This is a genomic window from Vibrio splendidus 12E03 (genome assembly GCF_000272105.2).
GTDB classification, from domain to species: Bacteria; Pseudomonadota; Gammaproteobacteria; order Enterobacterales; family Vibrionaceae; genus Vibrio; species Vibrio splendidus_I.
In genome coordinates, this window is sequence record NZ_AJZD02000151.1 from 22,147 (window position 1) to 33,330 (window position 11,184).

Annotated in this window: 11 protein-coding genes and 1 pseudogene; 4 read left to right on the forward strand and 8 right to left on the reverse strand. The window is 43.2% G+C overall.

Annotated features, from left to right (window positions below; genetic code table 11):
* Positions 1 to 89 precede the first annotated feature (89 nt).
* A complete protein-coding gene (locus A142_RS11235) occupies positions 90 to 710 on the reverse strand; it encodes a DNA-J related domain-containing protein (protein ID WP_019826614.1) in 621 nt (206 codons plus the stop codon).
* Between the two features lie 298 nt (positions 711 to 1,008).
* The gene (locus A142_RS11240) at positions 1,009 to 1,848 is read right to left on the reverse strand and encodes an isopenicillin N synthase family dioxygenase (protein WP_019826616.1); all 840 of its coding nucleotides are present in this window, start codon (positions 1,846 to 1,848) and stop codon (positions 1,009 to 1,011) included.
* 201 nt (positions 1,849 to 2,049) lie between these two features.
* Here A142_RS11240 and A142_RS11245 point away from each other — a divergent pair, with 201 nt between their 5' ends.
* The gene (locus A142_RS11245; protein ID WP_019826618.1) at positions 2,050 to 2,658 is read left to right on the forward strand and encodes a DUF2238 domain-containing protein; all 609 of its coding nucleotides are present in this window, start codon (positions 2,050 to 2,052) and stop codon (positions 2,656 to 2,658) included.
* 88 nt (positions 2,659 to 2,746) lie between these two features.
* On the opposite strand, the gene A142_RS11250 is transcribed toward A142_RS11245, so the two are convergent.
* The 5 genes from A142_RS11250 to A142_RS11270 all read right to left on the reverse strand — a co-directional run bounded on the left by A142_RS11250 (position 2,747) and on the right by A142_RS11270 (position 6,567).
* Positions 2,747 to 2,998 (reverse strand): hypothetical protein, encoded by a 252-nt coding sequence (locus A142_RS11250; RefSeq protein ID WP_017067298.1) that lies wholly within the window; start codon positions 2,996 to 2,998, stop codon positions 2,747 to 2,749.
* A 21-nt stretch (positions 2,999 to 3,019) separates the two neighbouring features.
* Complete coding sequence (locus tag A142_RS11255) at positions 3,020 to 3,940, reverse strand: DMT family transporter (protein ID WP_019826621.1); 921 nt, start codon at positions 3,938 to 3,940, stop codon at positions 3,020 to 3,022.
* A gap of 30 nt (positions 3,941 to 3,970) precedes the next feature.
* Entirely contained in the window at positions 3,971 to 5,665 is a 1,695-nt protein-coding gene (locus tag A142_RS11260; protein ID WP_019826623.1) for an SgrR family transcriptional regulator, read from the reverse strand.
* 154 nt (positions 5,666 to 5,819) lie between these two features.
* Positions 5,820 to 6,053: a DUF3389 domain-containing protein gene (locus tag A142_RS11265; RefSeq protein WP_019826625.1), complete on the reverse strand. Its 234-nt coding sequence runs from the start codon at positions 6,051 to 6,053 to the stop codon at positions 5,820 to 5,822.
* Positions 6,054 to 6,141: 88 nt separating this feature from the next.
* Positions 6,142 to 6,567, reverse strand: coding sequence for a hotdog fold thioesterase (locus tag A142_RS11270; RefSeq protein ID WP_019826627.1), 426 nt, complete (start codon positions 6,565 to 6,567; stop codon positions 6,142 to 6,144).
* A gap of 139 nt (positions 6,568 to 6,706) precedes the next feature.
* Between A142_RS11270 and A142_RS11275 the strand changes: the two genes are divergently transcribed.
* The gene (locus tag A142_RS11275) at positions 6,707 to 7,495 is read left to right on the forward strand and encodes a M48 family metallopeptidase (RefSeq protein WP_019826629.1); all 789 of its coding nucleotides are present in this window, start codon (positions 6,707 to 6,709) and stop codon (positions 7,493 to 7,495) included.
* A 137-nt stretch (positions 7,496 to 7,632) separates the two neighbouring features.
* Here the strand turns inward: A142_RS11275 and A142_RS11280 are convergent, their stop codons facing one another.
* Positions 7,633 to 8,715 (reverse strand): site-2 protease family protein, encoded by a 1,083-nt coding sequence (locus A142_RS11280; protein WP_019826632.1) that lies wholly within the window; start codon positions 8,713 to 8,715, stop codon positions 7,633 to 7,635.
* A 357-nt stretch (positions 8,716 to 9,072) separates the two neighbouring features.
* Between A142_RS11280 and A142_RS11285 the strand changes: the two genes are divergently transcribed.
* Both A142_RS11285 and A142_RS11290 read left to right on the forward strand, forming a co-directional pair.
* The gene (locus A142_RS11285; RefSeq protein ID WP_019826634.1) at positions 9,073 to 10,332 is read left to right on the forward strand and encodes an outer membrane protein transport protein; all 1,260 of its coding nucleotides are present in this window, start codon (positions 9,073 to 9,075) and stop codon (positions 10,330 to 10,332) included.
* Positions 10,333 to 10,345: 13 nt separating this feature from the next.
* Positions 10,346 to 11,155, forward strand: a pseudogene (locus A142_RS11290) (VolA/Pla-1 family phospholipase); the annotation flags it as partial.
* Positions 11,156 to 11,184: the final 29 nt, after the last annotated feature.

An 11,184-nucleotide genomic window follows, 5' to 3' on the forward strand; every position in this document is an offset into this window, starting at 1 on the left:
TGACGACAAAGCCCCACTTGTGTCACTCACAATGTGGGGCTTTCTGTTTTAGGGTTCTAAGCAATTAGACAGCTAAAAATGCCTGTCGATTATGAGCTTCTTAATACATGCCATGCTTCACAGAGCGTCTGAAATTTTGCGGTGTTGCCTTCGTCTCTGTCTGGATGCCATCTCAACGCCAGTTGTCGCCAACGTTTTCTAATCTCATGGTGAGTGGCGTCTATGGGTAGCTCAAATAAGTTCAACGCTCGGCTTCGATCCATATAGAGCTCATCACCACCAACAAACTTCCGGTACCGAGTCCAAAATTCGTTCAACAGTCTTTTAACTTCACCTTCATCCGCTTCATAGTTAACCCAATTAATATAGTAGTCTCGAAGTGGATCTTGACGATCGATGTTGTGGTTGCTTCCGTGATAACGACCGTTCATCAATTCAATGTCCATCGCTTGGACTTGGAGCCAACCATCTGGGTGTAAGGTTTCTTGAAGCTGATAAAGCGCATTCATGATAAGGAAGTTCTTTTTAAACAACTCTTTCTCAGGCACAGCATCCAACACTGGCACAAACCCAAGGTCGTTCAGATGAGCTGCCAATGTGTGTACTTTCCATCCGTTTGGCTTTTGCTTAAGCACTTCCATTATCGGCCAAAGCAATGGGTTTTCCATATGGCAATGAAAGTTTGCTCTCACATCTTGATGATTCGACATAGTTGACTCAGTTAGCTTTTCTGAATTAATGGATTTCTAGAACAGTGGAGAATATAAGTAACCTATTTCGCATCCGTTGCGTATCTTCTTTAATTGAAAGCGATTTTCTACGATTTGTCGAGCTTAAGGACAAACAACTTTCTAACGCTTGGCTTAAATCGTCAAAACTGAGTACCATTTCGTTAAATGCAACCGTTAGTAATAAAGCCGCTCTTTTTTGGTCCGGATACAAAAAAGGTCAGCGATTTAGCTGACCTTTCACATCTATCCCAATTTTAGGGACGAAGCATTGAACTTACTAGATAACGCCAAGCTCTCTTAGACGTTCCATTAGGTATTCGTTTGCTGTGTATTTTTCAGACAGCACTACTTCTGGTTTCGGGTGAAGGAATAGAGGCAAAGAGATACGAGACTTCTCTTGGCGTTCACCTGATGGGTTGATTACACGGTGAGTTGTCGATGGGAAGTAACCACCTGACGCTTCTTGAAGCATGTCACCGATGTTGATGATCATGTTACCGAAGTCACATGGAACATCTAACCACTCGTTATTTTGCGCTTTAACTTGAAGGCCCGGTTCGTTTGCAGCAGGAAGAACTGTCAGTAAGTTGATGTCTTCGTGTGCCGCAGCGCGGATTGCACCTGGCTCTTCATCACCTTGCATTGGTGGGTAGTGAAGCACACGAAGCAGAGTCTGTTCACTGCCGTTGATCATTTCTGATAACGCAATAGAGAATTTCTCTTGTACTTCTTTAGGAGCATGAGCTTCAACCCAACCTAGCAGCTCTTGAGCAAAAGCATTCGCACGTTGGTAGTAATCTAGAATCTGTTCTTTCAGCTGCTCAGGAATTTGGCCCCAAGGGTATACGTGAAAGTACTCTTTGATGTCTTTTACAGTGTGGCCCTTAGCAACTTCAGACACTGAAGGTGGAAAATATCCATCTTGTGTTTCAACATTAAAGTGGAAGTTCTCTTTTTCTTCAGAGATGAAGAATTGGTACCAGTTTTCGTAAATTGATTCAACAAGCTCTTTCGGGATTGGGTGGTTCTTAAGCACACCAAAACCACTTTCACGTAGAGAGCGAACAAATTGTTCTGCTGCGTCGTCAGCAAGGTAATCGACAGTTTCCAGTTTCATGACTTTCTTTCTTGTTATGTAGTAATAAGGCGATTTTAAGGATCGCTTTGTTGTAAATCAAACTTTTGTGAAACTCTAGCAACCGTTTGTCTAGATACTGGGCGACAACGCTACTTTTCAACAAATCTGGTAATTAAAGCTCAATTGAACGCTGTTCATTATTGTGTAAAACTAATAAAAACTTCGACGAGAGATCTTGATATGACAATCACGCCACTTGCTCAAAATCGACCATTACTGTCATTGACGACGCTGTATCTGATTGTGTTTCTATTTTCAGCGTTTGCTCCATCTTCAAGATCGGTATGGATTGCCGAAATTGTCCCAGCGCTTGCGATATTGGTGGGAATATGGTGGTTATCAACAAAGCTCACCTTCACTAAGACAGCCTACGTTTTGATGTTTATCTGGCTGATTTTGCATACGATAGGCGCGAAATATACCTTCGCAGAAGTGCCATTTGATTGGTTCAACAACATGATAGGTTCTGAACGGAATAACTTTGACCGTGTCGCGCATTTCTCTATTGGCCTTTATGCTTACCCACTCGCTGAGTACTTGATTCGTAAAAAACTGGCTCAACCGGTGCTGGCATGTTTCTTTGCGCTATTTGCGATTATGAGTGTTGCTGCAGGTTATGAAATTATCGAGTGGTGGTACGCGGAGATCGCAGGTGGTGATGAAGGTATCGCATTCCTTGGTTCACAAGGCGATATTTGGGACGCACAGAAAGATATGCTGTGTGATACCACAGGCGCAATTGTCTCACTATTACTTCTTAAGCTTCAAGGGCGTGTCAAAGCTTACTAAGCTCAATTATTTACTCTGAGTATCAAAAGCAACGTTGAAATGCCACACACAAACCGTGCTGTGGCATTTTTTGTTTCACTATGACGGGTTATTTCATCGTTACCTTGCCGCCAACAAACTTGTAGGCTGGTGTACCTCGAACCAAAGTGTCACGCGCAAATTCAATCCCGCATTCAGGGCACACACATGGCTCTGTCGTGAAATCTTCAACGATACGCTCCTTAAAACATTTCACGAGTGCACCTTTGCCACCTTTCCGATACTTAAAAAGCTGCGTTTTACATTTGGCACAGAAAATCTGAACCGTCTTGGTCGGTTGTTTCTTGTTTGGTTTAGCCATAAAAGTTAATGATTGAACTCTTTATTTCTTAAGTTTAGGGGCGACAAGAACCAAGCTTATCCCAAGAAGTATAACGGTTGATGAGACTATAAATTGCATGGTGACAGGTTCAGATAAAAGTAATACGCCACCAAGTGTCGCGATAACTGGAACAGAAAGCTGTGCAATAGACGCAACCACGGTATTCAGTTTTTTCACGACGTAATACCACAAGCTATAACCCACACCAGAAGCCACTGAACCAGACAATATTGCGTAAATCAAACCTTGTTTAGTGATGGATATTTGCGATGCTACACTAGGGATAACAAGTAACAGGCTTACTAACACAAGGATCGCTAACGAGCTGAATCCAAAGTTAGCGGTCGTCGATTGCAGTGCATTTGACGATTTCTTTCCTGCCAACGTGTAAATGCCCCACCCAACTCCAGCCAGAGACATCAAAATGAGAGAAACTAAGTCGGGTGCCTGTGACGATTCTGTTGGCATTAACAAGTAAACGAGCCCTGCTACAGATAACAAACATCCGCACCACTCAATTAGTGACATTCTGTTTCCAGAAAACAAGTGCGCGGCAATCATCGTAAACTGCACTGCGACAAACAACACCAAAGCACCAAGACCTGCGCCAAGCTCTAAGTAAGCAAACGAAAAGCCAAACATATACACGAGCAGTGACAATATTGATGTAATTTGAAACTGTGATTTGAGCTCTGTGTATACCAATATGCCAATGTTAGATGAATCCTGTTTAGGTTTGGAGTTAGATTGAGGCTGCGAAGATAAAGTCAATAAAATCAGAAGTGTAAGCGCGCCAGACAAGATGCGCACGATCGAAAAGCTCAAAGGATCAATCGTTTGATCCATTAAAGCCCAGCGACACAACACTGAATTGGCTGCAAATGCCACCAGCGTAATAAATGTAACCATCAGAGTTTGCACCGTTTTTTCCTAATTGAGCTTTCTTGGATTTCAATCAACGTCAGGTTTCACCCAAACCTGGCTAAAATCGAACCAACCTAATGCATTACATTTCGCGTTTTGCAACGTACCACATTGATCTTTATTAACACCTAACCAGCAATGGAACATTGGAATCAATTGATTGCTTTGGACCAGTTGTTTACCTAACTGTCGTGCTGGGAATTGCTCGAATTCACCAGAACGCCAACGGTCAATCATGTGACACCATTGGTCGAAGTCTTCTGCAGGGCTCGATTCATCCAGAAAGCTGTAGTCCATTAGCCAACCGGCTAAGGCGTCGTCTCTGTTATTGGCGATGCCCATAGGGTTAATCCAAATATCAACATCATCGGCGTGTGGAGGATCGGTTTCGTAACCGTAAAGATCAACATCAACGTTGTATTGCTTCAGCACAGTGACAATGGCCTTAGCAAGCGTTGGAAACATTGGGTGTTGGCATTGATACGCCAATCCTATGGTAGGCTTCGAATCTGCTGGTGGACAAACCGGAACCTTTAACTTGATGTCATACCAACCGGGTTTAATTCCGTAAGCATGCAAAACACCCAAGTCGATAACGGTCTCTTTAGGGATATGGACAAACAAATCAGACGCATTTAACGCGTTCGATAGAAACTCAGCCCAAGCTGGAGCTTGTGCGATACCCTTCTTTCTATTCAATAGTAAATACGTACAGCCCGGATCAAGTTCTACTTCATCATCACTATCACCACGGTCTGCCATTATCGGCTTAGAAAGGCTTGGGTAAACCATTGAAGAATAAGCCTCATCCACCACCCAAACTTCAACGCGATCAATTAACGGTCTGAAACCAAAGTACCCATTAAAAGCGGTTAACACGAGTTGTTTCTCGTCGTTCTTTTCAATGCGATAAGGTCCCGTTCCAATCGGTCGAATATCGTAGTCTTCACCACGTAAAGTGATCGGTAACGTGACTTTAGCGACCGATTCCGTTAGTGCGAGCGGAAAATACTTGTCTGGACGTGTGAGAAAAACATCTACTACACAGTTTGCAGGTGAAGAGACATCTTTGATATGAGAAAACATGTTGAGTGGTTCGAGCGCTAGCAGCGTATCCACAACATGATTGGTTAACAGAGGTTCGCCGTTATGGAAACGAACACCAGGCCTCAAAAAGAACCGCCATTGATGATCGCTGATTTTTTGCCATGAATGAGCGAGATCGGGTTGAAGTTGGTCATTCTCATCTAGACGAGTCAACCCACTGAATACCTGACAAGCGATATGTTGCTCTGAACGACGCATCGATTTGGTTGGGTTAAGCATTGAAAGCGGTCGGTAATAAGGCAAACGAATAACTTGTTCGCCTTCTTGATACTGTACGCCCAAGTAGTTTTGAATAACTTGCGTGAGTTTAGCAGCATTGTGATCAAGCACTGACAGCGCCTGTCCAATTTTTCCTTCCTGCAAGTAGCGCCTTGCTAGGTTCTCGCTGACATCACAACGATTCTGTTTAAAGATAAGTTGAGATAACTTCCCTCGACCAGCTGCAGGTAACCATTCTACCCACCCTTCTTCTTCAAGCTTGTTGAGTACCATTCGGGCATTACGACGGGTACAACAAAGCACATCCGTGATGTCGTCGAGTTGAACATCAGAATCTTTACCATCGAAGTATTCAAACAGGGTTTCAAATTGAACGCGAAGTCTTGGGCTGCTCATAAAGAGGAAAACTTATTCAAAGGACATTGAATTCAGTTTCCCTATTTTATGGCGTAAAATCAATATTACTGACACGATTTTATTGTGAATTATTAAGTACTACATCCTAAGATGTTATTAAATCTGAAGGGGTAAGTGCTTTTACCGTAAAGGATTACATTACATCGCAGCCAATTTCATTGGCGATTTCACGGAGCTGCTGTTCATCGTCTAATTTTATCGACCATTTACACTCAGAACCGTTAGCTGAAACGACATTTGCCCCTTTTCCGATCAGTTGAATGGCATCAACTTGAGCTTGTAGCGTGACTCTATGTTCACCATCTAAACGAACAACCAGCTCATGTGCCGTTGCGATGACTTTTCCACTTTTAAACGTTATGACCATGGATTTCTCTAACTAAAATAACAGTGTGTAAATGAGGTTTAATAAGGTGTGGCTAGGATGACTACTGCGCCTCACCTTGATTAATGAACTAACGTTTGTGCTTCTTCACCGCAATGGTCAAACGGCTTGTGCAAACCAAGCGTTGACGCTCATCTGTGATGTTTATCTGCCATACTTGAGTAGATACGCCAAGGTGAATAGGCTCCGCAGTGCCGATGACGTGCCCTTCACGCATAGAACGAACGTGGTTAGCGTTGATGTCTAACCCTACGCAATAGTAGCCATCGGGTACGCAAAAGTTTGCCGCGAGTGAGCCAAGTGTTTCTGCTAAAACCACAGATGCACCGCCGTGAAGCATACCCAATGGTTGGTGCGTAAAATGACAAACCGGCATGGTTGCTACTAAAGAGTTGTCATTTACTTCAGTGTAAACAATGTTGAGGTGTTCAATTAAGGTATTTTTTGAGGTCGCGTTGAAAGCATCTAAGTCAACGGGCTTTTTCCAAATACTCATGTGGGTTCCTTAATTATGGATCTTGTTATCACGTACATAGCTTTTTCTATATCACTGGCTGTTAGTTATCTTACAGCCCTTAGTTATTACGCAAGTTGATGTTAACATGCATAAAAACCGAATACACAGAGGATATTGTATGACGTCATGGATGAAGTTTGCCTCGCTTCTCACACTTGCCGGCCTAACTGCGTGTAGCGCTTCTCCGACAGGTAGAAACCAATTGCTGCTTTTTTCAGATAAAGACATGTCTCAGCTTGGAGCGCAGTCTTTTGAACAAATGAAAAAAGAACAACCCATCAGCAAAGATGCCAAAACAAACGCTTATGTACAGTGCGTAGCGAACAGCATCACTCAATATATTCCTAAACAAGGTTTTAGTGAATGGGAAGTTGTTGTGTTTGATAGCGACCAAGTGAATGCATTCGCCCTGCCTGGCGGAAAAATCGGTGTGTACACAGGGTTACTCAAGGTCGCAGTCAATCAAGACCAACTCGCGACGGTTATCGGTCACGAAGTAGCACACGTTTTAGCGGACCACAGTAATGAACGCTTATCTCAGTCTCAAATCGCTAATACTGGTTTGTCTATTACCAGTGTTGCCTTGGGAGCATCAGAGTACAAACAATACCAAGGTATGACGATGGCGGCGTTAGGTTTAGGCGTGCAATATGGTGTTATTCTACCGTATGGCCGAACTCAAGAGTCTGAAGCCGATGTTGTTGGTCTAGAGTATATGGCTCAAGCAGGGTTCGATCCCAACCAAAGTGTCGACTTGTGGCAGAATATGGCGAAAGCATCAGGTGGTAACCAACCGCCAGAATTGCTGTCTACGCACCCTTCCCACAGTACGCGTATCAAAGATCTGCAGGCGACGATAAAAACGTTACCTAAATCAGTCTTTCCAAGGCCAAATTGCAAAGCGTAGTCTAAGTTAGAACCGCTTAGCTAGTGTAAATACAAAAATGCCCTATCCATATTGGTTAGGGCATTTTTAGTTTCTTGCTAACTATCAGTTCAAGTGAACTATGTTGCCAAATAAATCCAACAATAGAAACTCATTGGTTAAGTACCAAGAATTTGTAATGGTAGGCTTAATAGCTGATCACCAGTCGATGCAAAATACCAGATAACACCGATCAAACTGCTTACTAAACCCACATACCAAACGAATGACACGACTTGACCGTATTTGTCTAACGGTAACAAATGACTGTGATGACGCCCTTTCCATTCGAATAGTATTTCAACACTGCCCATGATCAATAAGAAACCAAACAAGGTTAAATTCAACTGATAACTCAATACCACACCAGCAACGGCAGCCGCGACACACAATACAATGCCAAGCACACTGTTCATCGAGAAACTGATACTTTTAAGAACATGACCGCCATCAAGAGGCAAAATCGGCAGTAGATTGAACAGGTTTAACAAGGCATTAAATACCGCAAGCCCAGCAAAGAACATCTCACCAGTTACCCAGTACAATACAGTAAATATCAACGACAATATCAAACCAAACAGTGGTCCCATGATCGAGATAACCACATCTTGCCAGCGCGTATTAATCTTTTCGTCGGATAACGCCAAACCACCAAGGAATGGTATTAAATAAATGCCCTTTGTTTTCATACCAAAGTATTTCATCGCTCTGATATGACCATACTCATGGAACATAAGGCAAGCGATCAAGGCTAGTGCGAACTGAATAGAAAACAGCCATGAATACGCCGCTAAACTCGCAGAAGCAAGTACGACCTTAATTAGCTTTGCGCTTTTTAGCGCTTTCATACCAAGCGACACCAACCCAATTAAGCTAAAACGCTTCTCTGGTTTAGGAGCGACAACAGGGGTTTGTTGCTCGATATCTTTGGTGTTTCGATTACCTTCGGTAATGGTTTGCCCATTAACCGATGCTTTATACGTCATCTCAAACGGTTGCCACTGAACGGTTGACTCAACGTGACACTGCAACGTTTCTTCGCCAGCGCATAGTGTAAATTCGTGTGTTCGTGCGTCTTCTTTGTCTGAGGTCGCATCTAATTGAGAAACCAAAGTGTTATCCCAATATAACTGTTGCCACCCTGCCATTGACCCTTCTAAACGAAGCGGTTTACCAAGAAACTCTATCGCGAGTAATTCCAAACTTAAATTCCAATTTAATGACTTCTATCGAGTGTCGATATTATGCCGACTTAGCGATCGGCGGTAAACATAAACAAAGTTGTTACATATTGAGCAGTTGAACACTATTTGTACTAATAGCTGACATAAATATCCTGGTCACACCTCCAACCACGAATAAACCATTGATTGTAGTTATATTATTAGTGTTAAAGTGCCGCTCCTCAAAAATATAACCTCACAAAATAACAACTATTTCTTTGACTTTACATAAAACATGAATTTAACATGCTGTTTACATTAGAGCTTCAACACCAACAATGCTCAGTGTGTTTTCAAACGATAATAACGAAATTCGATGCCCTAGGAGGGTCAAGGATGAAAACAATACAACGCTCTCTCGTTTCGCTTTCTGTGCTATTTGCATGCAATTCACTTGCGGCTGGCTTCCAAGTTGCTGAGCATTCTGCCTCAGGCCTTGGTCGTGCATTCTCAGGTGAGGGCGCTGTAGCCGATAACGCGAGTGTACTAGCGAGAAACCCCGCCGCAATGACCCTATTTGATACAGCCCAATTTTCAGGCGCGGTTTCTATCGTTGATCCAGAAGTGGATATTACTCAAAACAACGTTCCAGGATCTGGCGGTCAAAGCCAAGAATCCAAAGACGTAGCGCCACTTCAAGTCGTTCCTGCCGCTTACTACATCAGCCCAATCAACGATAAATGGGCTTGGGGTATTGGTACGTTCTCTAACTATGGAGTTGCTACTGATTATCCGGATGATATTTATGCGGGTGATCTTGCAGGTGACACCTCACTTGTGTCAGTGAACCTGAACCCGAATGTCGCTTATCGAATCAATGACCAATTTAGCGTTGGTGCAGGCGCAAACCTTGTTTACGCAGAAGCTGAACTTAATCGTCACCAAGGCTCTATCTCAAACATTACTGGTGACTCTGCCTCTACCAAGTTAATCAGTATGACAGGTGAAACCTTTGCATTTGGTTGGAACATAGGCGCGTTATATGAACTGAATGAAAACAATCGATTCTCTATCGCATATCGTTCAGAAGTGGACCTAGATTTTGATGATGGTGACTTTACTGATTACACGGGCAGCATCGTGCAAGGTAGTGCTACGACAACAACAGGCCGTCTAAAAATCACATTACCTTCAATTATTGAAATCTCAGCTTTTCATCAACTGACGGACCAATGGGCGATTCATTACGGTTGGCAACAAACTGGGTGGAGTAGCTTTAAAGAGCTTAAAGCAACGAGTTCAGATTGTGTAAGTGGCGAGTGTTTTAAAAAGACCGAAGACTACGATGACAATAACCGTTACTCATTGGGTGCGACTTACCAGTTAAACCAAGAATGGACCTTACGAGCTGGTTTAGCTTATGACGAGCAAGCTGGTGAAGCGACATTAAGCATCCCTGACAGCGACCGTTTTTGGTACAGCGCAGGTTTGACTTATCAGTACAGCCCTAACCTTTCAATCGATGCTGGTTTCGCTCTTGTTCAAAGTAAAGAAGGTGATTTCACTGAAACCAATGAACTTGGTCAGGAACTTGAATTCTCTGGTGATGCCGTCGCTTACCTATCTGCGATTCAAATGAACTACACCTTCAACTAAACGGAATTAAAACATGAAAAAGTTATTTAACGTTTCGCTGCTTGCATCAGCAATGTTTCTTGCCGGTTGTGGTGATGACTCTTCGAGTTCAGGTGCTTCAACAGCAATTCAATATGAACAATACATTCAAGATTCACTCGCACAAGCGACAAGCATCAAGTTTCAATTAACGGGTGCTGATATAGCCGTTCCTCTTCCTAGTTTCGCGTTGATGGATGCTACGGACGGTACACTTGGTTTGCCGACTGGTGGTGATGATTCATTAACCAACCCTATTGCCGCAATGAATACAATGGATGGCTGGTCAACTTCAATGCCAATCATCATGGATTTTGAAGGTACTGGCTTAGCTGACGGCGTAGCGACTGGTGGGGTTTACCTATTAAAGCTTAGTGGCTCACTCACATCTGAAACTGAACCAAGTGTTGCCGGAATATTGACTCTAGGTACCGACTTCAACGTTCTATCTAGCGCCTCAACTGACACATTCACGATCGTATTCAAAGACTCTCTTGATGCTTCGAGCGAATACGTGTTGGCTCTGTCAAATGAACTCTCGGATGTTAATGGCGATCCTGTTGGCATGTCGGCAAGTTATGCTGCACTAAAATCTAGTGCGGTAACGTACACCGAAGGTAGCCTAGCTCAGGCACAACGAGTCACTCAAGGTGTTGAAAAGATCTTCGCTGGAGCGAACGCTCAAGGTGCAATTACTCTTGATACTGAGAACATCATTTACTCGACTTGGTTTACTACAGAATCTGTCGGTGATTCCCTTTTCGCGACAAAAGCGGCAACCGCAACCGGATTGGCATCTGCAAACGGCTTTGTTGCGTAATTCAGTGGAACTAA